Origin of the sequence: Rhizobium sp. L51/94, assembly GCF_019355555.1 — a bacterium.
Classification (GTDB): domain Bacteria; phylum Pseudomonadota; class Alphaproteobacteria; order Rhizobiales; family Rhizobiaceae; genus Rhizobium; species Rhizobium rhododendri.
Map to the genome: position 1 here is coordinate 3,471,120 of NZ_CP072141.1, position 23,778 is coordinate 3,494,897.

General features: G+C 60.6%; 23 protein-coding genes. 9 read left to right on the forward strand and 14 right to left on the reverse strand.

The annotated features are described in order from the left end of the window. Positions 1-79 precede the first annotated feature (79 nt). The 4 genes from J5274_RS16910 to J5274_RS16925 are packed head-to-tail and all read right to left on the reverse strand — an operon-like array spanning position 80 to position 5,140. Complete coding sequence (locus J5274_RS16910) at positions 80-634, reverse strand: sarcosine oxidase subunit gamma (RefSeq protein ID WP_142823513.1); 555 nt, start codon at positions 632-634, stop codon at positions 80-82. A 10-nt stretch (positions 635-644) separates the two neighbouring features. Further along, complete coding sequence (locus J5274_RS16915; RefSeq protein WP_142823514.1) at positions 645-3,602, reverse strand: sarcosine oxidase subunit alpha family protein; 2,958 nt, start codon at positions 3,600-3,602, stop codon at positions 645-647. Continuing rightward, complete coding sequence (locus tag J5274_RS16920; RefSeq protein WP_142823515.1) at positions 3,599-3,877, reverse strand: sarcosine oxidase subunit delta; 279 nt, start codon at positions 3,875-3,877, stop codon at positions 3,599-3,601. The genes J5274_RS16915 and J5274_RS16920 overlap by 4 nt, the downstream gene beginning before the upstream one ends. 12 nt (positions 3,878-3,889) lie before the next feature. After that, positions 3,890-5,140, reverse strand: a complete 1,251-nt coding sequence (locus J5274_RS16925; RefSeq protein ID WP_142823516.1) for a sarcosine oxidase subunit beta family protein — start codon at positions 5,138-5,140, stop codon at positions 3,890-3,892. Positions 5,141-5,570: 430 nt separating this feature from the next. Here J5274_RS16925 and J5274_RS16930 point away from each other — a divergent pair, with 430 nt between their 5' ends. Next, positions 5,571-6,197, forward strand: a complete 627-nt coding sequence (locus J5274_RS16930; RefSeq protein WP_224127779.1) for a polysaccharide deacetylase family protein — start codon at positions 5,571-5,573, stop codon at positions 6,195-6,197. Here J5274_RS16930 and J5274_RS16935 read toward each other — a convergent pair. Beyond that, positions 6,169-7,014 carry a glycosyltransferase family 2 protein gene (locus tag J5274_RS16935; RefSeq protein WP_219274690.1) on the reverse strand — a complete coding sequence of 282 codons (846 nt, stop codon included), beginning with the start codon at positions 7,012-7,014 and terminating at the stop codon, positions 6,169-6,171. The genes J5274_RS16930 and J5274_RS16935 overlap by 29 nt on opposite strands. A 362-nt stretch (positions 7,015-7,376) precedes the next feature. On the opposite strand from J5274_RS16935, the gene cysQ reads away from it, so the two are divergent. From cysQ to J5274_RS16950, 3 genes are all read left to right on the forward strand, one after another. Beyond that, positions 7,377-8,171 (forward strand): 3'(2'),5'-bisphosphate nucleotidase CysQ, encoded by a 795-nt coding sequence (gene cysQ, locus J5274_RS16940; RefSeq protein WP_142823519.1) that lies wholly within the window; start codon positions 7,377-7,379, stop codon positions 8,169-8,171. A gap of 136 nt (positions 8,172-8,307) precedes the next feature. Then, positions 8,308-9,348 carry a DUF2793 domain-containing protein gene (locus J5274_RS16945; RefSeq protein WP_142823520.1) on the forward strand — a complete coding sequence of 347 codons (1,041 nt, stop codon included), beginning with the start codon at positions 8,308-8,310 and terminating at the stop codon, positions 9,346-9,348. 422 nt (positions 9,349-9,770) lie between these two features. Next, complete coding sequence (locus J5274_RS16950; protein ID WP_111222512.1) at positions 9,771-10,046, forward strand: DUF1153 domain-containing protein; 276 nt, start codon at positions 9,771-9,773, stop codon at positions 10,044-10,046. Positions 10,047-10,071: 25 nt separating this feature from the next. On the opposite strand, the gene J5274_RS16955 is transcribed toward J5274_RS16950, so the two are convergent. Then, a complete protein-coding gene (locus J5274_RS16955; RefSeq protein ID WP_142823521.1) occupies positions 10,072-10,542 on the reverse strand; it encodes a paraquat-inducible protein A in 471 nt (156 codons plus the stop codon). Positions 10,543-10,721: 179 nt separating this feature from the next. After that, positions 10,722-11,072, reverse strand: coding sequence for a flagellar export protein FliJ (locus J5274_RS16960; RefSeq protein WP_111222510.1), 351 nt, complete (start codon positions 11,070-11,072; stop codon positions 10,722-10,724). Positions 11,073-11,511: 439 nt separating this feature from the next. Between J5274_RS16960 and ctrA the strand changes: the two genes are divergently transcribed. Beyond that, positions 11,512-12,213, forward strand: a complete 702-nt coding sequence (gene ctrA / locus J5274_RS16965) for a response regulator transcription factor CtrA (protein ID WP_111222509.1) — start codon at positions 11,512-11,514, stop codon at positions 12,211-12,213. Between the two features lie 117 nt (positions 12,214-12,330). Here the strand turns inward: ctrA and J5274_RS16970 are convergent, their stop codons facing one another. Further along, positions 12,331-12,693 carry a PleD family two-component system response regulator gene (locus J5274_RS16970; protein WP_111222508.1) on the reverse strand — a complete coding sequence of 121 codons (363 nt, stop codon included), beginning with the start codon at positions 12,691-12,693 and terminating at the stop codon, positions 12,331-12,333. A 110-nt stretch (positions 12,694-12,803) separates the two neighbouring features. Further along, positions 12,804-13,451: a histidine phosphotransferase ChpT gene (gene chpT / locus J5274_RS16975; protein ID WP_142823522.1), complete on the reverse strand. Its 648-nt coding sequence runs from the start codon at positions 13,449-13,451 to the stop codon at positions 12,804-12,806. 278 nt (positions 13,452-13,729) lie between these two features. Between chpT and J5274_RS16980 the strand changes: the two genes are divergently transcribed. Both J5274_RS16980 and J5274_RS16985 read left to right on the forward strand, forming a co-directional pair. Then, a complete protein-coding gene (locus J5274_RS16980; protein WP_224127810.1) occupies positions 13,730-14,242 on the forward strand; it encodes a DUF1134 domain-containing protein in 513 nt (170 codons plus the stop codon). Between the two features lie 116 nt (positions 14,243-14,358). Beyond that, positions 14,359-15,549 (forward strand): hypothetical protein, encoded by a 1,191-nt coding sequence (locus J5274_RS16985; RefSeq protein WP_142823523.1) that lies wholly within the window; start codon positions 14,359-14,361, stop codon positions 15,547-15,549. Here the strand turns inward: J5274_RS16985 and J5274_RS16990 are convergent. Both J5274_RS16990 and J5274_RS16995 read right to left on the reverse strand, forming a co-directional pair. Then, positions 15,546-16,376: an RNA methyltransferase gene (locus J5274_RS16990; RefSeq protein WP_142823524.1), complete on the reverse strand. Its 831-nt coding sequence runs from the start codon at positions 16,374-16,376 to the stop codon at positions 15,546-15,548. The two genes, J5274_RS16985 and J5274_RS16990, sit on opposite strands and share 4 nt — an antisense overlap. Before the next feature lie 11 nt (positions 16,377-16,387). Beyond that, a complete protein-coding gene (locus J5274_RS16995; RefSeq protein ID WP_142823525.1) occupies positions 16,388-16,762 on the reverse strand; it encodes a hypothetical protein in 375 nt (124 codons plus the stop codon). A 38-nt stretch (positions 16,763-16,800) separates the two neighbouring features. On the opposite strand from J5274_RS16995, the gene J5274_RS17000 reads away from it, so the two are divergent. Next, entirely contained in the window at positions 16,801-17,826 is a 1,026-nt protein-coding gene (locus tag J5274_RS17000) for an RluA family pseudouridine synthase (protein ID WP_142823526.1), read from the forward strand. A gap of 291 nt (positions 17,827-18,117) precedes the next feature. Next, positions 18,118-19,026 (forward strand): RNA polymerase sigma factor RpoH, encoded by a 909-nt coding sequence (gene rpoH / locus J5274_RS17005; RefSeq protein WP_111222501.1) that lies wholly within the window; start codon positions 18,118-18,120, stop codon positions 19,024-19,026. 89 nt (positions 19,027-19,115) lie between these two features. Here the strand turns inward: rpoH and J5274_RS17010 are convergent, their stop codons facing one another. The 3 genes from J5274_RS17010 to J5274_RS17020 form a co-directional block, all read right to left on the reverse strand. Next, a complete protein-coding gene (locus tag J5274_RS17010) occupies positions 19,116-21,494 on the reverse strand; it encodes a hypothetical protein (RefSeq protein WP_142823527.1) in 2,379 nt (792 codons plus the stop codon). A 60-nt stretch (positions 21,495-21,554) separates the two neighbouring features. After that, positions 21,555-22,853 carry an adenylosuccinate synthase gene (locus J5274_RS17015; RefSeq protein ID WP_142823528.1) on the reverse strand — a complete coding sequence of 433 codons (1,299 nt, stop codon included), beginning with the start codon at positions 22,851-22,853 and terminating at the stop codon, positions 21,555-21,557. A gap of 230 nt (positions 22,854-23,083) precedes the next feature. After that, a complete protein-coding gene (locus J5274_RS17020) occupies positions 23,084-23,776 on the reverse strand; it encodes an aspartate/glutamate racemase family protein (protein ID WP_142823529.1) in 693 nt (230 codons plus the stop codon). Positions 23,777-23,778 lie beyond the last annotated feature (2 nt).

Below are 23,778 nucleotides of genomic sequence, written 5' to 3' on the forward strand. Positions count from 1 at the left end.
ATTTCAGGCCACATAGCCCGAACTGCGAAGCCGATACTTCCATTTGCGACATGGAGATTGTCCTCATCGCGCCATGATCCTAGTCTGCGAAACCAGCCGTCAAGTTGAATTCGCGACCCATCTCCAGCACCTCGTCGAAGACCGTTCCCGCGAAGGAGCGCATCACCGCAATCTCGAACGTATCGGCCCCGGTACGGGCCACGTTGGCGGTGACATGGCAGCAGAGCATGGTGCCCGACTGGCCCTCGGCAAAGACGTCTCGATGCAGATCGACCGGCACGCACTTGGCGAGAATAGCACGAACATTCGGTCCGGAGAGACGCAGCAGCGTCCGTCCGTCGCTCTGCTCGAAAAACGACAGCCGTGCCGCGTCGAGCATAGAGAGATCCCGCGCCAGGCTTTCCGCGCCCAGTGCCTCGGAAATCACCAGCCATTCGCCCGGCCCGACGCTGCGCACCGACACATCCTGCATTGCGCGCAGCGCCGCCAGCGCCCAGGCCTCATGGCCTGTATTCGCGAGAACAGAAAAAATGGCGGCGTGGCGGATGATCGACAGGTGATCGACGCTTGGCTGCGAATGGAAGCCGGCGATCCGCTCTTCCAGGATATGGCGGTTGGTGAATGCGACGCGCATGGCCCGCTCCTCAAACATGTAGTTTCTGGGCGTCCGGATCGACGAATACCGGACTGCAGACCTCGGCCAGGAACTCGTCGCCGCGCAGCCGATCCCAGACCAGCACCTTTTCACCGATCCGCTCGCGCCCTGACTTGAGCATGGCGAGCGCGATGGAATGACCGAGCACCGGCGAGAAGCAGGCCGATGACACATGGCCCTGGTCGTTGGCCGTCGACGGTACAGCGCCTTCCTTGAGGATATGCGCGCCGGCCTTGATTTCCTTGTCGTGATCGACCGGCTTCAGGCCGACAAGCTGCCCACGGTCCGCCGCCGTCAGCCCGAAGCGGGTCGACAGTCGCTTGCCGATGAAATCCGCCTTCTGCGTCGACAGCATCCGCCCGAGACCGACGTCGTCGGGCGTGGTGCGACCATCGAGTTCGTTGTGGGTAACGTGCCCCTTCTCGATGCGAAGCACATTCAGGGCCTCGACGCCGTAAGCGCAGATGTCGTGCGCCTTGCCCGCTTCCATCACCGCATCCGCCACCGCCTCACCGAAACCTGCCGGCACAGCCAGTTCGAAGGCGAGTTCGCCGGAGAACGAGATGCGGAACAGCCGCCCCTTCAATCCGCCCTTGAGCGTCACGCTGGCTGCGGCCAGGAACGGGAATGCCTCGTTGGAGATATCGTCCTCGATTAGTTGCTCCAGCACCAGTCGGGCCTTCGGGCCGGCAACCGACATCTGCGCCCACTGGTCCGACGACGACACGAAGCGCACGTCGAGATCGGGCCAGAGAACCTGCGCGCAGAATTCCATATGGCTCATGACTTCGCCCGCATAGGCGGTCGTCGTCGTCACGAAGAAATGGTTTTCAGCGAGCCGGCTCGTCGTGCCGTCGTCGTAGACGAAACCGTCTTCGCGCAGCATCAGCCCATAGCGCGCCTTGCCGACCGGGAGCTTGAGGAAGGCGTTACTGTAGATCCGGTTCAGGAACTCGGCGGCATCCTTGCCGAACACCTCGATCTTGCCGAGTGTCGAGACATCGCAGATGCCGACATTGGCGCGGACGTTGAGCACTTCGCGGTCGACGCTTTCGCGCCAGGTCTTTTCGTCGCCCCTCGGAAACCACGAGGAGCGGTACCAGGCACCAGCCTCGACAAAGATTGCGCCGTTCTTCTTCGCCCAGCCGTGCAGTGGCGATTGCCGTACGGGCCGCGCATGTTTTCCACGCGCCGCCCCCGCCATCGCACCGAAGGAGACCGGCGTGTAGAACGGCCGGAATGTCGTCGTGCCAACCGCCGCCGGGCTGACGCCGCGCATGCCGGCGATGATGCCAACCGCGTTGACGTTGCCGAGCTTGCCCTGATCCGTCGCCATGCCGTTGGTGGTGTAGCGCTTGGCATGCTCGACATGGCCGAAACCTTCGCGGAGCGCGAGGCCCATATCCTTGGCATGCACATCATTCTGGAAGTCGATAAACGCCTTGTCCCGCGCGCCGGGCACGTGCCAGGCGGCTGCGAACGAGGGATCGTACGCGCCCTCGACCTCGGGCACGTCATGGCCCTGAACACTGAAACCCAGGCTCTCTATGACGGCGGCAGCCTTCGCCGCACCGTCGGAGAGGCAACCAGCGACGCTGTCGATACCGCCGGCAGATCCGGCCACAACTAGCCCGCCTGTATCCTCCGGCGCCATGAACGCCTGCCGTTCGTCCGACCAGACGGGCTTGGCGCCGCGCTGGCAGGCGAGATGGATGATCGGCGACCAGCCGCCGGACATTGCCAGCGCATCGCAACCGATGAACTCGTCCAGTCCGCCACGATCGGCAAGCAGACCCTCGATCCGGTATTTGCCCTTGGTGGCAACGACCGTGCCGCCATGGATAACGCGCACGCCATTCGGCGCGACATCCGATGTCCCCGGGCGGGTGTCAATGATCGCGGCGATCTCGACGCCTGCGGCGATCAGGTCGTGCGCCGTGCGATAGCCGGAGCCACCATTGGTGAACACAGCAACCTTCTGGCCGATGGCAACACCGTAGCGGTTGAGATAACTGCGCGCGGCCCCAGCCATCATCACCCCCGGCCGGTCGTTGCCGCCGAAAACCAGCGGCCGCTCCTCGGCCCCGGTAGCGACAATTGCCCGCTTGGCAATGATCCGCCACAGCCGCTCCACCGGCAGATCCGTCGACGGCATGGCGATGTGCTTCTGCACCTTCTCGACTGCGCCGAAAACATTGTCGTCGTACCAGCCGAAAACCGTCGTGCGCGGCATCAGCGTGACATTGGGGAAGCCTGCCAGTTCGTCAAGCACGGTCTTGGCAAAAGCATCGGCGCTCATCCCGCCGATGGCGAGCTTTTCCGACAGCAGCGAGCCGCCGAGACGAAAGCCTTCGTCGGCAAGGATGACCCGCAGTCCGGCGCGCGCCGCAGTACGGGCCGCCATCAGACCAGTCGGTCCCGCGCCGACCACCAGCAGGTCGCAATGGGCCCAGGATTTCTCATATCGATCCGGATCGGCCTGCATCACGGCGCGGCCGAGGCCTGCGGCCTTGCGGATGATCGGCTCGTAGACCTTTTCCCAGAAGGCCGCCGGCCACATGAAGGTCTTGTAGTAGAAACCAGCCCCGAGGAACGGCGACAGCAAGCTGTTGAGCGAGCCGATGTCGTGCTTCAGCGACGGCCAGCGATTCTGGCTGACCGCATCGAGCCCCTGGTAGAGTTCGGCAACCGTAGCGCGCGTATTGGGCTCGGTGCGGCCACCCTTGCCAATGGTCACCAGAGCGTTCGGCTCGGCCGATCCCGCCGTGACGATGCCGCGCGGACGATGATATTTGAAACTGCGGCCGACCAGCATCTGGTCGTTGGCCAGCAGTGCGGAGGCGAGAGTATCGCCACCCAGCCCCTGCAGGCGCTTGCCGTCGAAGGTGAAGCCGAGGGAGGTGCCGCGATCGACAAGACCGCCGATGGAAACGCGATAGGCCGTCATTCCGCGCCCTCCCGCACAGCGTCGGCGACATCCGTCACAGAGAAGACCTCGTGCGTGACGTTACTGCGCTCGACCACCAGCCAGCGGCGGCAGCCGGAGGCGTGGTGCCAGTGTTCCCGGTAGCGACCCCGTGGATTGTCGCGGATATAGACGTAGCGGTTCCACGCATCGTCGGATGCCGTGGGCGACGGGCGCGATACCGAGGCATCGCCGCGGATCGCGAATTCTTCCTTCGGGCGGATGCCGCAATGCGGGCAGTGTATCAAGCTTGCCATTATCTCATGCCCTCAATGCAGGTTCGGCTGCGGGCCCTTGCCGCCTTCGTCGATCTCGAAACCATGGGCGAAGCGGTCGAGCCGCAAAAACCGGCTGACGTCGTGGGTCTCGTTCCGGGCAATAAGATGCGCAAAGCAAAAGCCGGAGGCAGGCGTCGCCTTGAACCCACCGTAGCACCAGCCACAGTTCAGATAGAGATTGTCGATCGGCGTACGGTCGATGATCGGCGAACCGTCCATGCTCATGTCCATGATGCCGCCCCAGGCGCGCAGCACCCGCACGCGCGACAGTCCGGGGATAAGCGACACCCCCTCCTCCAGCGTATGCTCGACCGTCGCAAGGTTGCCGCGCTGGGCATAGGAACTGTAGCCGTCGATATCCGCGCCGAACACCAGCCCGCCCTTGTCAGACTGCGAGATATAGAAGTGGCCCGCACCATAGGTGATGACATTGTCGATCACCGGCTTCAGCCCCTCGGTCACGAAAGCCTGCAGCACATGGCTTTCGATCGGCAGGTCGAGATCGGCCATGCGACCGAGCGTCGAGGTATTGCCAGCAGCAGCCAGTGCCAGCTTGTTGCAGCCGATGAAGCCGCGCGTCGTTTCGACCCCGGTGACCTGACCGTTTTCCCGCCGGATGCCGGTCACTTCGCATTGCTGGATCAGATCGACCCCGCGCGTATCGGCGCCCCGCGCATAGCCCCAGGCAACCGCGTCATGGCGGGCCGTTCCGCCGCGCTTCTGCAGCAGACCGCCGAGGATGGGGAAGCGGGCATGGTCGTAGTTCAGGTATGGCATCATCTTGCGGACCTGCTCGCGGTCGAGCAACTCGGCATCGACGCCGTGCATCCGCATCGCATTGCCGCGCCGCGCATAGGCGTCGCGCTGGCCGTCCGAATGGAACAGGTTGACGATGCCGCGCTGGGACACCATGGCATTGTAGTTGAAGTCCTGCTCCAGACCTTCCCACAGCTTCATGGACAGCTCGTAGAACGGCTCGTTGCCGGGCAGCAGGTAGTTCGAGCGGATGATAGTCGTGTTGCGGCCGACATTGCCGGAGCCTATATAGCTCTTCTCCAGCACGGCGACATTGGTAATGCCATGCTCCTTTGCGAGATAATAGGCCGTCGCCAGCCCATGCCCGCCCCCGCCGACGATGATCACGTCGTAATGCGGCTTCGGCGCCGGCGTCCGCCAGACCGGCTTCCAGTCACGGTTGCCGGTAAATGCCTGCTTCAAGATGTTGAGTGCTGAATAACGCATGCGATGTCCCAAACTCGATCCCGCCAGACATTCGCACATGCAGCAAAAACAACAAGCCTCCGAAGGACCTAAAATTCGCTGATAAGGACATGATCTTTTTTCCCTTGGCACATGGAAGAAGTGAGTTGGTCCGGTCTTTTTCGCGGGGACACCGCAGACCTCACTCTGCTAATCGGAATTCGAAATATATCACCAACGAGATATTGCGTGGGTAACAGCTCCGCACTTGTGGAAAATCAGCATTGTGACGCGAATTTCACATTACCGCTTACCATTCCTCTAAGCCTTGAAGTAAACGACAGATCACTGAAATTGGTATCGTGTCATGAATACTGTCGTACCCGGCGATAAGGCAAGCAATCGGAGCTTCCCGATACTCATGTATCATCACATCGCCGACGCCCCGCCGCGCGGGGTGGGGTCGCGATATATGTTTGTCAGCAAGCGGCGTTTTCGAAGCCAGATGCGGGCTCTGAAATTGCTTGGCTATACCGGCTGCTCGATGGCAGAACTCGGCCTCTACATGTCGGGCGAAAAGAAGGGCAAGGCGGTCGGCATCACTTTCGACGACGGCTACCGCAACGTTCATCACAATGCCCTGCCGGTTCTGGCCGAGTTCGGCTTCACCTCCACCACCTATTTCGTTAGCCGCCAGGTCGGCGGCTATAACAAGTGGGACGAGGGGAGGATGCCGGTCGACCCTTGCATGACAAAAGAAGAACTCCGGGAATGGATGGCTGGCGGCCAGGAGGTGGGTGCCCATACCCTCGATCACGCCCGTCTGGGCCTGCTCGGCGAGGCCGAGGCACGCGAGCAGATGGCAGGCAGCAAGGCCGAACTCGAGGATATCAGCGGCGGCGCGGTGACGGCTTTCAGCTACCCGTTCGGAAGCCATAATGATCTCGTCGTGGCAATCGCCCGAGACAGCGGGTTCCTGACGGCAACGACCACCATCAAAGGCAAGGCAAACGCCAGCCTTGACCAGATGCGCCTGCCACGCGTCACGGTGCGCCGGAAAGATATCGTTCCTAAATTTCTCTGGAGCCGGATTCTGTAACGAGCCGGATTTCAGGCGCTTCATTCGCCTCGGGCGCTGTGCCAGTCCAATAGGACTGGCCTGCAACCACCTGCTTGACGATATTGCGCTCTTTCCTCCAACTCCGGCCGATATCCTCGATGTAATAAGCATCGATCTCGCCGACGATCAGGTTCCGATATTGCGCTGCATAGCGCTCCAGCGGGCGGTTGACCCCTCGGCAAAATTGCTTTTCCGGATCGAGAGCGAAATCCATCAGTTCGGCAGACCGGTGAGCGAAGGATCCCCTGAGAAAGGATGGCCCCGTCAGAAATGTCGGCTTCTTCTGGCCGATGGAGCATTTTATGCCAATCAGCCGGAAGTGCTTCAGGGCGTAGCAGAATGACCCATTTTTACGGACATCCCATCGCTTGTTGGCGTGATTGAAGCTGATCTGGCCGATCCACGGGTAATCCACAAAGGCGTGCAGGTGATCCGGGCGGACCGGGCGATTGAGAAGCCAGTCGTCTTCCAGATGGAGAATGACGTCGGTCGAACTGGCCAGCCAGTTGCTAGCGACGGCCTTCGCGAAATTCGGCCGCTCGGGAAGAGAGATCAAGGCATTCGGGTCATACTGGCGAATGATGGCTATGCATCTCTCTTGATCCGCCTCGCTCCCGAACAGCGGATCGATATTTGCAATGATCCTGCGTATCCTGAAGGCACTGAAAAGATTTGCGTGGAAAGACCGAAGTGTCCGCTCCAGCAAATCGGGGCGACGCGTTGCAACAATACAGACGTCGATCCACTTCAATTCTGCCGGCATAACAGAAGTATTGTACTCTTCCTGCTGATACATTTTCGCATTTCTCGTAGAGCAAAATAAAATTTTCTTATTCTATCGATCGCATAGATCGAATGGACCTTCAGAAGTGCGGTGAAAAACTTTTATGTTTTAAAATTTAAAATCATAGAAATCAAATGATACTCTCAAGTTTATTTATATATTCGCGAATTTTTTCTGTCATTTTTTTGTAAAAAATCTAAAATTAAGTTTCGCCTCATAAAGTAAAAACAATAAGGTATTTTTCGATAGTGAAGCGAAGCTGATTTTTACTGATATTTTTGGCAACAGGATCTCACTCGCCCATGGCGAGTTGAGGCTGCCCCTGCCCAAGCACTCCCTTGGCACCGAGACCAAGGATGGCGTAAAAGAGGATCATGCTTGCAGTATTTGAAAAAGCCGCGTTGGAAGCGGGTCAGGCCATTCTGGCCGTCTACCGCTCCGGACATGCGGTGACCCGGAAACTCGACCTGTCGCCCGTAACTGTTGCGGATGAGAGGGCGGAGGTGATCATCCTTGCCCATCTTGCGGCGGCTTTTCCGGACATTCCCGTCATCGCGGAAGAGGCAGTGGCCGCTGGCTACAGTCCGGCAACCGGCACGACGCCGTTCTTCCTGGTCGATCCGCTCGACGGCACACGTGAATTCATCGAGCATCGCGACGAATTTACCGTCAACATAGCCTATATCGTTGACGGCAAACCTGTTGCCGGAATCGTCTATGCCCCTGCCCTCGGCGTGGCCTTCACAGGCGAGGATGGCGTGGCTGAAAAGCTGGTGGTGGATGCCGACTTCAGGATCGCCAGCCGCACGCCGATCACCGCGCGCCAGGCTGGTAAAACGCTGACGGGGCTCGCCAGCCGCTGCAACGGCAACGACCGAACCGACGACTTTCTCTCCGACAACGCCGTCAGCGCCTGCACGATGATCGGCTCCTCGCTGAAATTCTGCCTGCTCGCCGAAGGCAAGGCGGACGTTTATCCGCGTTTCGCAAGGACGATGGAATGGGACACGGCCGCCGGCGATGCCGTGCTTCGCGCAGCAGGCGGAACGACAGTCACCCTCGATGGCAAACCGCTCGGCTATGGCAAGCGAAACCAGCCGACCGACAGCGACTTCGCCAACCCCGACTTCATCTCATGGGGCGCACGGAATACAGCTTCCGGGGGATAAACCGTCCGGAAAATCCAGCAAAAACAACGCCGACTAGCGTTTTTCATCCCCGCACCCTCCATCGGCTTTAAACTCCACGGTGAATGACGCCGGCAAGCTGACCTGAAAGCTCCGGCCCACACCGCGGGAGATGCCCATGTCAGACCAGACCGCCAACCTATCCCTGCCCTATATCCTGCCATCCCAGGCTCAAAAGCACGTCACCCATAACGAAGCGTTGCAACGGCTGGATGCCATGGTCCAGCTCGCCATCACTGCGACCCGCTCATCGCCACCGCCCGACCCCATCAGCGAGGGCGACTGCTATCTCGTCGCGTCGGCGGCGACAGGCATCTGGTCAGGCAAATCCGCACAATTGGCTCTCAGGCAGGACGGAGCCTGGATTTTTCTGCAGCCCCGCACCGGCTGGCGCGCCTGGTTCAAGGCCGACAACCGCCTTCGCGTCCTCGAAGGCGGCACCTGGAGCGAAATGAGCCTCCCATCCGAGGGCACGATGTCTGCGCTCGGCATCAATGCGTCTACCGATGCCACCAACCGCCTCACCGTCAGCGCTGCAGCAACGCTGTTCAACAATGCCGGCAACGGCCACCAGATCAAGGTCAACAAGAACTCTTCCGGCGACACTGCCTCACTGCTCTTCCAGACCGGTTGGTCTGGGCGCGCGGAACTGGGACTGGCGGGCAACGACAGTTTCTCCATCAAGGTCAGCCCGGACGGTGGGACATGGCAGACCGGGCTGTCAGTGTCGCCGCAGGGCATCGTCGACATGCCGCAACAACCGGCCGCGCGTGCATCGCTCGCCGTCGGCGCGCTGACACCGTCGAGCGGCAGCCAGACCGGCTTTACACAGTTGAGCGCCGCGCGTGGCGGCTTCGCACTCGGCACGAGCCTCGGTAGCAGCCTCGGCAATCGCCTCGTGGTGCCGGCCGCAGGTCTTTATCTTCTATCATTGAGCGCAAGCATCCTCACCTCCGCTGGGCATTCCGCCAGCCTTGTCGCCAACGGCAGCACCACGCTTGCCACCGCCAGTGCCGTGGCAAGCAGCAACCCGTTTCGCCACAGCGGCGTGGGATTGGCCATCCTTAACGCCGGCGATCTGCTGACCTTGCTTCATTCCGGCACGGCGCAATACGATTTCGGCGCCGGTAAAACGGAGATAACCATAGTCCGGCTTTGAGAAATTAACGGAGAGGCCGGCAGATCCAAAAACTGCCGGTCAATGGCTCGGCCGGCACCGAACGCATCCCCCGACCTCGCCTCCGCACCGAAAAGCGCGCCCAACGATCCACCAGTTTGCGCCAATCTCTGAGAGATCAGCTGGATGCCATTGAAAAAATACAAAATAATTTCAGCTGTTCACTGCTGCTCAAAAACACAAAATACTGAATTAGCGACTTAAAAGAAATCCCGCGAATCAGCCAGTTTCTGCGCGAACATAAGGACTTGGCGGCGATCGGCGACGATTGGAAAGCCGCCGCAAATCACTTGCGCGCCACACTCCGTAAAATTGTTATCAAAGTGTTACTGAGGGCTTAGTCAATTTTTAAATGTGGCGAGATACAGTCCTGGAAGTGGTCTTGAGTGTGTGTAGAGAGTCCAATGACCGAAATGATACGTCCCCGGGTGAAATACGTCATCGGCCCCGATGGCAGCCCCCTTACGATTGCTGACCTGCCCCCGCCCAATACGCGGCGCTGGGTCATCCGCCGTAAAGCTGAGGTTGTCGCGGCTGTGCGCGGTGGCCTGTTGAGCCTGGAAGAAGCCTGTGACCGCTATACGCTGACGGTCGAGGAGTTTCTGTCTTGGCAGTCCTCCATCAGCAGCCATGGTCTTGCCGGCCTGCGCACCACGCGCATCCAGCAATATCGCCACTGACGCGATAACCTGATCTTCACAGAACCTATTTTTTCGGGCCCGATCCATTCCTCAGGAGGAAATGGAGGAGGCCCGAAATTATTGTCGAGCCCGCGTAAAACCAGAGACCGGGCTGCGTGAAAGCGCTCGCCAGACCACTGGTCTTGGCAGCCGCGATTACAATTGCCACGAGCATCACATCCATCATCGACCAGCGCGAGAGTTGCGGAACGACCCGCTCGAAAAATGCCCCGCCTTCGCCCCTGCCATCGCTGGACAGGGCCTCCATCGCCAGGGCCACGAGTTTCACGATCGGCAACCCGATCGACACGACAGCCACGACTACCGAAAGCACAACGTTGCCGCTCTGCCAGAGCGATGCGACGATGGCAAGCAACGACGGCGTCTCGCTGAAAAAGTAGAGCCGGTCGAAACGCACCAGCGGCAAGACCAAGCCGAGGGCCAGGAAAAATGGCGCCGCAATCAGGAGAACGGCCCTGACGCTCCTGATGTCCATGACCCGATCCTCCAAGACGATGCTGCGGGTGCAGCGATAGCCTGAAGCCGGCCCGGGGCGCAACTGTGCCCCGAATGGAGAGCGGTCGGAAAAACGCCAAAAACCGTGCATGGCTGGCCACCAGGCCAGTCATGCACGGCTCTTCGCGATGACTTTCACAAACCCCAGCGAAGATGCGATCAGGCGCGGGCTCTCGCCCCCCCGTCACGCTCTTCCAGCGCTGCCGCCTTGGCATACTCGGCCTGCATCTCTTCGAGAGTGCTTTCCAAGGCCTCCTCCTGCGTCCGCAGTTCCCGGATCGAGACCTGCAGGTTGTCCGCACGCTGCCGCGCGGCCTTGGCAAAAGTCGGATAGGCAAAGTGGTTCGGGTCCGTAATTCCGGACTTTTTCTCTTCCAAGACGATCTGGCTCTCCAGATCCTTGGTCATCCTGTCGAATTCCGCTGTCATCATTTGCAACTGCTGCAACTGGCGACGTTTTTCGTTTACCTGGAACTCTTTCAGACGGACTAGGCTCTCACGTGACTTCATACGCATTACTCCCGTGATGAGAGACCCCGGATCTCTACACATTACCCGCCCACGTCGATTTGAATCGCAATGGGACAAAAAAATTCCGGCGGCGTTAACAAAAAGCTACCTCTGGTAACCTTTCGTTTACGGGCATCGTTAATGATAGGCCCTATCATTTAAGGGTCGGTAAATACCTCGGACGAAATCGAAACAAAGGCATTATCGATTCAAAAGAATCAGTTGGCTTATTTTCTTAATGTAGAAGTTAAGAAAATCGGAATGCTGATTTGCGTGGAAAATCAGGGAAGTGAGAAAAATATTTAATAAAGTCGATACAGCTTGCCAGATGGAATCAGAATTTGTTAACCATTCCGTGGCAGCTTTCAAATCAGGCAGTGGTTGAATCGGTATCGCGTAGGAGGCTTTCGACCTTTCGGCGGCGGTAAAGGGGAATATTATGCGGGTTCTACTCATTGAAGACGACAGCGCGACAGCGCAGAGCATCGAATTGATGCTCAAATCCGAAAGCTTCAACGTCTACACGACCGACCTCGGTGAAGAGGGCGTGGATCTTGGCAAGCTGTATGACTATGATATCATTCTACTCGATTTGAACCTTCCAGACATGTCTGGCTACGAAGTTCTTCGTACGCTGCGTCTGTCGAAGGTCAAGACACCGATCCTCATCCTTTCCGGCATGGCCGGCATCGAGGACAAGGTTCGCGGTCTCGGCTTCGGTGCCGACGATTACATGACAAAGCCGTTCCACAAGGACGAACTGGTCGCTCGCATTCATGCGATCGTCCGTCGCTCCAAGGGTCACGCCCAGTCGGTCATCTCGACGGGCGAACTGATCGTCAACCTCGACGCCAAGACCGTCGAAGTCGGCGGCCAGCGTGTCCACCTGACTGGCAAGGAATACCAGATGCTGGAGTTGCTTTCGCTCCGCAAGGGTACGACCCTCACCAAGGAAATGTTCCTGAACCACCTCTATGGCGGCATGGACGAACCGGAACTGAAGATCATCGACGTCTTCATCTGCAAGCTTCGCAAGAAGCTCGCCAATGCGGCCGGCGGTGCGAACTACATCGAAACAGTCTGGGGCCGCGGCTATGTGCTGCGCGAACCGGAAAGCAGCAGCTACGCCGAAAGCGCCTGAGCTACCCGACGGAACCCGACCACTGCCACATATCAAAAATCCCGCCTCGGCAACGAAGCGGGATTTTTAGTGGCAATCGTTCGGGCGAAGCAGATCGGAAACTTGCGTGCTTGATCCTCAGGCTGCGATGGCGCGGTTGCCGAACACGGCCGTCAGGATCTTGCGGTCGAATGGCTTCAGCAGGAAATCTGTCGCCCCTGCCCGCTTGCCGGCCATCAACTTCTTGAGATCGGCTTCGACGACACAGTAGTAGATTTTCACGTCCTTGCCCTCTGGCATGGCGCGGATCGCGGCAATAAGCTCGAGCGCGCCGTCCATGCCGGCATCGACGATCATGTAATGCGGAATACCGGATTCGAAACGGCTCAGCGCTTCGTGCGCGTTCGATGCCTCGCTGACGAGGAAATCGAGTTCGGACAGAATGCGCATGCCGACCTTGCGCACGACGTCGGATGTGTCGGCTATCATGAACCGCTGCATGGGCAACTCCTTTGCATCGAACCACTGTCCAAGGAACGCGTCTTCGCGAAAGACGATAGTGGCTCGACGCTAAAGAAATCGTTACTTTTCCCCGTCAGCGCAACGCAGGGTTAAGCCGCCCGCATCTCTACGACGTATGTTATCTCTTCGGCCGTTGCGGTGTAGGTGATGTCCATCCCGCTCTCGTCGGCCAGCAGCACCGTGTAATAGGGCTGCACGGAATGGGCATCGATCGCTTCCTCGATGACACCATTGCAGATCTCGGCGAATTTCGCCGGAACGCGCATCAGCTTGCCCTTGACGACAAGTGTGAACTTCGCGTCGAATTCTGGATTTTCGAGGGTCACGTCGATCGTGCCGCCGCGCGGGATGGACGCATAGGCGACCAGGAACAGGTTGAGAAGCAGCTTGACCCGGTTCTTGGCGACAATCGCCCGCGGTCCGTTCCAGACGACGGTTGCCTTCTTCTCGGCCTCGGCGAAATCCTTGGCGGCGCGCTCGGCTTCGCCCGTATCGATGGAAGCACCGACAGACCCGGATGCACCGAAGGCGATGCGCGCAAACTTCAGCCGTACCGAGGCATTCAGCGCGCTCGTGCGGATGAGATCCATGGCATCCGCATCAGCGCCGCCCTCGTCCAGCAGTTCCAGTCCGTTGTTGATGGCGCCGACGGGCGAAATGACATCGTGGCAAACGCGGCTGCACAGGAGCGCGGCCAGATCCGTCCCATTCAAAGTCAGATTCGGATTTCTTGACATTCATTGTCTCCTGTATGCCGGGCGAGGTTTCATGACCTGACATTGGCACGGCAAGTTTGCACGGGGATTACCAGTTTCAGCATCTGTTGCGCCATAAAGACACCATATTTGGTAAACCGATTGTTAAGAGGATCAACGCAAAATGCGGCCATCGTCGGGCGCATGCTTTGCGCCCACTGAGATGAACGGATGAGCCTATGCGCAATCAAATCCTACGCAGACTATTCGGCCTCGGAATGGTGGCTGCATTCGCCGCCCTCGTCAGTGTTTCCTTGCCCATGCGCGCGGCGGAAGCAGCGCCCAACAGCGGCCAGTACACCGTTCAGGAGATCATCGACGCCGGCCATTCTTTCTTCGGCTCCACCAGCGGCGGCCTTGCCAAGGTTGTCGAGACCGCCTTTGAGCGCTACGGCCTGCCGAACGGCTACATCCTCGGACAGGAGGGCTCCGGCGCCTTCATCGCCGGCCTGACCTATGGCGAGGGCCAGCTCAACACCAAGAACGCAGGCGAGCACCCGCTCTACTGGCAGGGTCCATCGCTCGGCTTCGACTATGGCGGCCAGGGCACCCGCGTCATGATGCTGGTCTACAACCTCGCCAACACCGAAGCGATCTACACCCGCTTCGGAGGCATCAGCGGCCAGGCATTTGTGATCGCCGGCGTCGGCATGACAGCGCTGAAAAACAACAACATCGTCGTCGTGCCGATCCGCACCGGTATCGGTGCCCGTCTCGGCCTCAACCTCGGCTATCTCAAGGTCACGCCGCAACCGACCTGGAACCCCTTCTGACCAGGCGACCCCGACCGCGATATTAACCGCGCACGGACATGAAGCTTGCCCGATGGCAGGCTTCCTGCTTAATTTCCACCTCCGCTCTATGCCCAAGTACAGGTGATTGCCGCGCCGTGATACAATTTGCGCTACTGTTCGGTTTAGGCTTTCTGACGGCGGTAATCCTCGTGTGCATGGTGGCGCCTGTCATCCATCGCCGCATCGTCCACTTCACGGAAAAGCGCCTGCGCGCCACGATGCCCTTGAGCGCCCAGGAAGTGCGTGCCCAGAAAGACATGGCACGGGCGCTCTATGCCGCAGAAAATGCCAAGACCGAGCAGGCCCTCTCCCGACAGCGTGAAAAGAGCATCGCCCTTCAAATCGCGCAGGAAGTTGTAAAAAAGGAAGCCGGGCGGCTGGCCATGGAAAACGAACAGTTGCATGCCCAGATCAACGATATGAGCGTGGAGGCCAGCGACTTGCGGGCACGCCTGCGCCGCGAGGAGAGCAACATCAGCCAGTTGCGGTCGTCCTTGCGCGTTTCCGAGCTGGCCCATGCGGAGAAGGAAGCCGATCTCGACAGCCTGCGTAAACGCATCGACAGGATGGCGGTCGACGCCGACAACACGAAGATCGACCTTGCCGCGCGCGAAGCAGAGATCGAGAACCTGCGTGTCCGCTTCAACGGTCTTCGCACCGAAAGGGATGCGGCGCGCAGTGAGCTCGAGACCTTTACGAGGCGCGCAACCGAAGCCGAGATGCGCCTCGGCGAGGAGCAGAACAAGGTGACCCGGCTCGAGGAAAAACTGAGCCGCGAAGTCGCATCCAACGCCGACCAGCAAAACCTCATCGCGCGCCGGGTCGAAGAAGTGACGCGCCTCAAACAAAAACTGAAGATGGCAACGACCGACGCCAAGGAAGCCGCGAAGTCGTCGAGACGTGCGGCAGGACCTGCCAAAGCGACCGCAGCCGATGGGACGAAAAACGTGAAATCCACAAGTAGCGCACCGGCTGACACTGACACGGTTGCTGATGACGCCGAACCCGCTTTGGGAGCGGACATCGCGGTGCTCGCCGACGACGCCCGCAATCGCAGCACGGCCCTCTCGGACCGGCTGCTCAAATCCCGCTCGACCGCCCAGGATGGGGCTCTGCGCGAAGAGATCGCCACCATCGCCGCCAGCATGGTGGCGCTTACGGCGCTTACCGAGGGCAAGCAGTCGCCCATCCATGCCTTGCTCGAGAAAAATGGAGAGAGCGACAGCGGCGACCGCAGGAGCCTTGCCGATCGCGCCTCCGAACTGCTCGAGAAACCGTCGGTCTAGATCCGCCCGGCAGACGATGCCATGGCAAAAAGCGCAATGCCGGTGGCCGTCGCCACGTTGAGGCTGTCCAGCCCCGGCGCCTGCGGAATGCGCGCGGTCCGGAAGCGCGAAAGGATGGAGCGAGGCAATCCCTCCCCTTCCGTGCCCACCACCAAGGCCAGCCGATCCGATGGCGGCACAACGGCAATCGACGTTTCGCCGCGTGGCGAAAGCCCCCAGATGGCGAAGCCACGGGCATCGAGCGCGTCGAGAATGGCAAGATCGGAGCCGGCCCGACAATAGGGCAAGGTCAGCACCGAGCCGACCGAGACCCGTACTGCCTTGCGATAAAGCGGATCGCAACTCGTCTCGTCGAGAAGAATACCGTCGGCACCGAAGGCCGCAGCATTGCGAAACATCGAACCGACATTGTCATGATTGGAAATGCCGCACCCGACCAGCAGCAGGGCCGATTTCGGCAGACTGTCGATGAAGGCAAGCGGATCGTCCGTGACTACACGGCGCCCGAGTGCAAGCACGCCACGATGCAAATGGAAGCCGACGATGGCATCGAGCACCGGCGCCTCCGCCACATAGACCGGCACATCACGCGGCAGCGCCGCGATGATGTCGGCGAGTCCCGCCGCACGGTTGCGCAGCAACAGCACCTTTTCAGCGACAAAGCCGCGCTCGGCACGGTGCGCCTCGGCCAGAAGCCGCAGCACCACGGTTCCCTCGGCAATGAAGCGGCTTTCACGGCCGGTCAGGTCGCGCTCGCGGATATCGCGGAATGCGGCGATGCGCGGATCGTCGGCATCCGCGATGATGGTCAACCGGTCCTCGCTCATCGGGCTATCCGTCAGGGCGTCGGCAGCGAGACCGTCGAGACGATGCGGCCAACGCCATAGTCGAACACGATCGCCTGTCGCTGGCCGGATATGGTCACGCCGTAAAACAACATCTGGTTGCCGGAGAGACTGACCGACTGCACCGAAAAGCCCGCCGGCAGCGCCACGGAGGACGAAACCGGAGCATCCGAAGGCACGCCGCTCGTCGCAACACCCTTGGCCGCCGGCCGCATCGCCTTGTAGACAATGGCACCGAACACCGCCATAAGGCTCACCACCATGACGGCACCCGAGACGATCATCAGCCGTACCATCTTGCGCCGCACATTTTCCATTGCCGGATCGAGAGGCTTTTCGTCCTGGTCGTCTGGCTTGAGACTTGTCATGAATACGTCCTGTTCTTGATCTCGCCGGAGAGAAGCGTTTGAACGACCCCTTTAAAGAAACCGATGCCATTAGCAAAGTGCTGATCGCCGACGAAGCCGCAGAAGGCCGCCTTGATGCCTGGTTGACCGCGCAACTCGGCGACGACATTTCGCGCAGTCGCGTCAAGGTGCTGATCAAGGAAGGTGCAGTGCTGCGCAACGGCGAGCCGATGACCGATCCGCAGCGCAAGGTCCGGCCGGGCGAGCGTTTCGAGATCACCATGCCGGAACCGGAAGATCCGACGCCCCAGGGCGAGGACATTCCGCTCGACGTGCTCTACGAAGACAGCGACCTCATCGTCATCTCCAAGCCCGCCGGCCTCGTCGTTCATCCCGGCGCCGGCAACTGGACGGGGACGTTGGTCAATGCCCTCATCCATCACTGCGGCGACACCCTGTCTGGCATCGGCGGCGTCCGCCGTCCCGGCATCGTCCACCGCCTCGACAAGGACACCACCGGTGTCATGGTTGTCGCCAAGAACGACATCGCCCACCGCCACCTGTCGGCGCAGTTTGCCGATCACGGTCGGACGATGCCGCTTGAACGCGCCTACCGCGCCATCGTCTGGGGCCGGCCGCGCCAGCTCAACGGAACGATCGATGCGCCACTCGGCCGCTCGACCGGCGACCGCACGAAGCGAGCCGTACAAAAGCCCGACCGCGATGATTCGGACGAGGCGATCACCCACTACACGGTGCTCGAACGCTTCCACGAGCAGCCGGATGCGACGGCGCTAGCCGCGTTGGTGGATTGCCGCCTCGAAACCGGCCGCACCCACCAGATCCGCGTTCACATGGCCCATATCGGTCATCCGCTGCTCGGCGATACCGTGTATGGTGCTGGCTTCCGGACCAAGGCGAACCTTTTGGCGGATGAACGCAAGGACATCGTCAGCCGCTTCCCGCGCCAGGCGCTGCATGCCTACCTGCTGCAGTTCGAACATCCGCGCACCGGCGAAATCCTGCATTTCGAAGCCGCTCTGCCCGACGATATGCTGGAGCTGGCCGAGGCTCTCCGCAAATAGTGCATGGATCTGGACATCTGAGCGCGAAGAGCTTATAAAGCGCTGATTGTTCAGGATCTTCGCCAGCATGCCGGTTATGCGCTGGATAATTTCGATATCGCCAATAATAATTGGCCTCTGGTGCATCTCACCGGTCACACATGCGTGACACAGTTCTTGAATCCCAGTTTCGTCATACTTATTTATAACTAGACTTAGTGCGGGGTCTGCCAGAACCGCACGTGCTGGCCCGCTTTTCGCCATGTTGAATGGCGTCTCGAAGGGGCTGGTTTCCAACAAGGAGGGTGCTTCATGGCCCGCAATAACTTGCCATCCATTACCGCCGGCGAGACCGGCCTCAATCGCTATCTTGACGAGATCCGCAAGTTCCCAATGCTGGAACCGCAGGAAGAGTACATGCTCGCCAAGCGTTATGCCGAGCACGCCGACCGTCAGGCAGCCCATAGACTTGTCACAAGCCATCTCCGTCTGGTGGCAAAGATCGCCATGGGCTATCGCGGCTACGGCTTGCCGATCGGCGAAGTCGTGTCCGAAGGCAATGTCGGCCTTATGCAAGCCGTCAAGAAGTTCGATCCGGAACGTGGCTTCCGTCTGGCCACCTACGCCATGTGGTGGATCAAGGCCTCGATCCAGGAGTACATTCTGCGCTCGTGGTCGCTGGTGAAGATGGGGACGACCGCCAACCAGAAGCGGCTGTTCTTCAACCTTCGCCGCCTCAAGGGCAAGATCCAGGCGATCGATGAAGGCGACCTCAAGCCTCATCAGGTGACCGAGATTGCCACGACTCTGAAGGTATCCGAGGAGGAGGTCATCTCGATGAACCGCCGCCTTTCGGGCGACGCATCGCTGAATGCGCCAATCAAGGCTGCGGAAGGCGAAGGCGGCCAGTGGCAGGATTGGCTGGTGGACAACCACGAGAGCCAGGAAGCGGTTCTAATCGAACAGGACGAACTCGAGACGCGCCGCAACATGCTGGCCCGTGCAATGAGCGTGCTGAACGACCGCGAACGCCGTATCTTCGAGGCTCGCCGCCTGTCGGAGGATGCCGTGACCTTGGAAGACCTGTCGTCCGAATTCGATATCAGCCGCGAACGTGTCCGCCAGATCGAAGTGCGTGCCTTTGAAAAGGTCCAGGAGGCTGTCCGCAAGGACGCCCTCGACCGCGCCAAGGGCCTGCGCGTCGTGGAAGCAACTGCATAAGCATCCGGTCCACAGACCGGATGTGTTGAAACTGAAAAAGGCGGGCCCGTTCGGACCCGCCTTTTCTGTGTCGCTTGGAAATCCGCTCGTTACTGGCCGCTGGGACCGGCGATGGCAGCCCATTCGCCAATAACCTTGTTGAAGGCGTCGGTGCCGGTCGTGCCCTTGTCCATGGTCAAGAGGGCGCGACGGCCGTTGCGGTAGGTGATCGGGATGTCGATCCAGTTGCGGTTGCGCAGCAGGTCCAGGTTGGTCTTGCGAGCATCCGGGAAGTCGTTCAGCGCCACCATGTGGAAATCGTCGGTGATCTTGGCCGGCACGCCGATCAGCGGATCGCCACGATCCTGCTCGGTCGCCTTCATCGCCACGCGCTGGACGCTGTCGATGGCACCGCCTTCGAAATTCGGCGGCAGCGAGAATACCAGTTCGATCAGATGGCTCGCCGGTAGCGACGGGTCGCTGTTGCGCTTGAACGTCACCAGCGCGGTCATGCCACGTTCGGGCACGTTGATGCTGCCCTGGACAGTCGGAGATGGCTTGCCATCGTCGCCCTTGTCCTCATGGACGCTCCAAGTCACCGTACCCTCGATCGCGGTCGGTGACGTCTGGCCAAGACGTTCTTCGTACAGGAACATCTTCTCACCCGTGCCGACAGTCGCCGTCTGCGTCGCTGCCGGCGGCGTAGCCGACGGAACCATCGCGGTCGGCTGTGCAGGGGCCGGGGCCGGTGCAGCAGCTGTCGGCGCAGGCGTCGGAGCCTGTGCCGGCGGCGCGGATGCGGGAGCCGGTACGGATGGATTGGCAACAGCCGCAGCGGGTGGCGGCGTCGCGGCTGCGACATTCTGCTGGGCGATGGACTTGCCCTCGGCAGCGACCGGTCCACCTGGGACAGGAGGCACGCCTGCATCCACCTCGCTGCCATCCGCCATCAGGCGCTGGGTAAATTTGCTGTTGACGGTGTTGCCGTCGTCAACCGGTGGAGTTTCCGGCGTCGTCGGCTTCGTGGCGACAGGCGTGGTTGCTGCCGGTGTTGCGGTCTTGTCTGCGACCGTTGCATTTTTCGGTGCGGAACTCACCAGTCCGGCGACCATCTCGTTGAGCGCGGTGCGGTTCATCCAGGCGGCATAACCACCGCCGGCGACAACAGCGACACCAGCCAGAGTAAGGAGAATACCTGCGACGCCAAAGCGGCGGCGCTTCGGCTCCATGCGGTAGCTCTTGCCCTGAAGCCCGGCGACACTGACCTGCCCCAGATCCGACGGTACCGAATCGCTGAAATCGGTCTCGGCGGCGAATTTCTCGTAGCCGGAAAGCTCCTTGATCTCGTTCCAGCCGTCCGACTGCCCGGATTGAGCGGCAGGTTTGGCCGCATTGCCGTGAACATCGGCAAACAGGTCGACATCGTCAAAATCACCGGCAGGCGTCGGCGGGGCCTGCTTGACAGGAGCAGCCTCTGCAACGGGAGCGGATTTTACCGGCGGCAGATCGTCGAATGTTGCAGCTTCCCAGGCGACGTGTTCGGCGGCATCCGGCATGCGGGCGGAGGGATGTTCTTCAGCCGCAAAGCCGACATCCGGCGGATAGTGAACGGGAATAGCCGTTGGTGCCGGCTGTCCGCCCGGAGCCGGCGCTCGCCACTCATTGTGCGCCGTGCCAGCGTCCTCTGGTTCCGGGGTTGCGGTTTTCGCCCAGACGTCGTCGAAATGGCCGGCATTGTCCGAATGAGCGGGATCGCTATGGGTCTCGGTGATGCCGTAGCCGGCGTGGTCGGCTGCATCCAGATCCGGCGCCGGCTCGTGGACCTCGCGTGGAACCTCGTCGACGGAAGAGGAGTGATATGCCTCCGGCTCCGGCTGCCATTCGGCATGCACGGGCTCAACTGCAACCGGCTCGACCTGCTCACGATAGCGCTCGTGCTCGGGCGCTTCGTAAACGGCCTCCAGCGCTTCCAGAGGCTGCGGTTCCCTGTCCGCCTGCCAGTCATCTTCGGCGCGCCAATTATCGTCGACGGTCGGAGAGGTGTCAGTATGTGCACTCTCTTCAACGTGGTGCACCTCGGCAGGCGCCACGGGCGCGGGTTCCTCGATATGTGCAGGCTCTTCTTCTGACGCTGCTGCCGGCTCTGGCTGCACCACCTGCTCTGGCTCCGGCTCTGGAACATGCTGCACCACCGGTTCCGGCTGCTGATACTCCTCGGCCGGCTGGGCGTGGAACTCCTCCGCAGCGGCTTCCTCTGCGATTGCAGGCGGCACTCCGGCTTCGGCATGCTCGGCCTCGACGTCGCGAATAGCGGCTTCGAGCTTCTCGAGCTGGCGCTGCAGCATCGTCTCCGGCGGTCGCGGCTTCATGCTTTCCAGCTGGCGCTGTACGGCACCGCGAGCGCGGGCATAAACTTTCACCCGCATTTCGGGTGTATTGTCGGACAAGCCATCTACGGCACGTCGGATGACTGCTACAAAATCCGCCATCAGTACTTTCTCGTGATGTCCAGCAGTAAGGCCGAACAGCGTTTTATCGTTGGCGCGACATTAATCCTCAAACGGATCAGTCACAAGTATGGTGTCGTCGCGCTCCGGGCTGGTCGAAAGAAGCGCTACGGGGGCACCGATCAGCTCTTCCACCTGTCGCACATATTTGATCGCCTGAGCTGGCAGGTCGGCCCATTTGCGGGCGCCGACGGTCGATTCTTTCCAACCCTCAAGCGTAATATATACCGGCTCGACCCGCGCTTGCGCACCCTGGCTTGCCGGCAGGTGGTCAATCTGCACGCCGTCGAGCATGTAACCGACGCAGATCTTCAGTTCTTCCAGTCCGTCCAGCACGTCGAGCTTGGTCAGCGCGATGCCGGTGATGCCGTTGGTGGCGACCGACTGGCGCACCAGCGCCGCGTCGAACCAGCCACACCGACGTTTACGCCCGGTAACTGTGCCGAATTCATGACCTTTCTCGCCAAGAAACTGGCCAATCTCGTCTGTCAGTTCCGTCGGGAAAGGCCCTTCGCCGACGCGGGTGGTGTAGGCCTTGGTGATGCCGAGGATGTAACCCAGCGATCCCGGCCCCATGCCGGAACCGGCCGAGGCCTGCCCTGCAACGGTGTTCGATGAGGTAACGAAGGGATAGGTGCCGTGGTCGATGTCGAGCAGCGAGCCCTGCGCGCCCTCGAACAGGATGCGCGCACCGCGACGGCGCTCCTTGTCGAGAAGAAGCCAGACGGTTTCGCGGAACGGCAGCACGCGGTCGGCGACTGACGTCAGTTCTTCCATGATCGTTTCGTGGGACACTTCGGCAACGCCGAGGCCGCGACGCAGCGCATTGTGGTGCGTAAGAATGCGGTCGACCTTGGCGGGCAGAGTTTCGAGATCGGCAAGATCCATGAAGCGGATCGACCGGCGGCCGACCTTGTCTTCGTAGGCAGGGCCGATGCCCCGACGTGTGGTACCGATCTTGGTGCCGCTGTTGCTGGCAGCATCTTCGCGCAGCGCATCGAGTTCACGGTGCAGCGAAAGGATCAGCGTGGCATTGTCGGCAACGCGCAGGTTTTCAGGCGTGATCTTGACGCCCTGAACAGCGAGCCGATCGATTTCGGCCAGCAGCGCATGCGGATCGACGACCACGCCATTGCCGATGACGCCCATCTTGCCCGGCCGCACGACGCCAGAAGGCAGCAGCGACAGCTTGTAGCTGATGCCGTCGATGACGAGTGTATGGCCGGCATTGTGGCCGCCCTGGAAGCGGACAACGATGTCCGCGCGCTCCGAAAGCCAGTCGACAATCTTGCCCTTGCCTTCGTCACCCCATTGCGAACCGATCACGACCACGTTCGTCATTTGTCTCTTCCTGCTTCCTGCGCAAAGATGCGCCTTGCCCAAACCCGCGCATCTATAAAGCGTTGCTTTTCGGAAAGCGACCCCGTTGTCGGCGGAGATCGCGCTTTTGCAGGGCAAATCAAGCGGAACGACAACAGCCGGCTAGACACTTCGCCCTGTCGTCAGCCACTGAGGGGGTGACGGGGCCGGCGGAACTCGGAAACAGGGCTTGGAGCCTGGCACGGTCCCGGTCACGCAACCTTGCGAAACGGACCAGCCTGCGACGTCTGCAGCCCCAGCGCATGCAGCATTTCGGCAAGCTTCACGGCCGCAGCCACGCCGTCGATCACGGGCACGCCGTGTTCGAGGCTAAGCTGCAGGGCAAGATCCGCCATGCCGGCGCAACCGAGGACGATGGCATCGGCATCGTCCTTCACCAATGCGGTTGCAATCTCGAGCGAGATGGTGCGACAGGCATCGGAGCCTTCACGCTCGAGTTCCAGCACCGGTACTTCTGAAGCCCTCACCCGGGCACATCGGAGACTGAAACCGTAGGCACGAACATTGTCCTCGATGACAGGCACCGACACGGACAGGGTCGTGACGACGCTAAATCTCGACGCAACCAGCGTGGCTGCATGAAAGGCCGCCTCCCCGATGCCGATCACCGGCCGCGCGGTTCGCCTGCGCGCCTCGTAGAGCCCGGTATCGTCGAAGCAGGCGATGATGACGGCGTCGAAATCCTCGACATTGGACCGCTCGATTTCATACAGCAGCCCAGGCAAGGCCGCCTCGCCGTCCTCGGGTCCCTGAATGCTGACGGGGCCGATGACGGGATTGCGGGCAACGACTTCCGTCCCCGGGCTTGCAACCGCCCGCGCCGCGATGCCGATCTTGTCCGTCATCGACGCCGTCGTGTTGGGGTTTATCACCAGGATCCGCATGC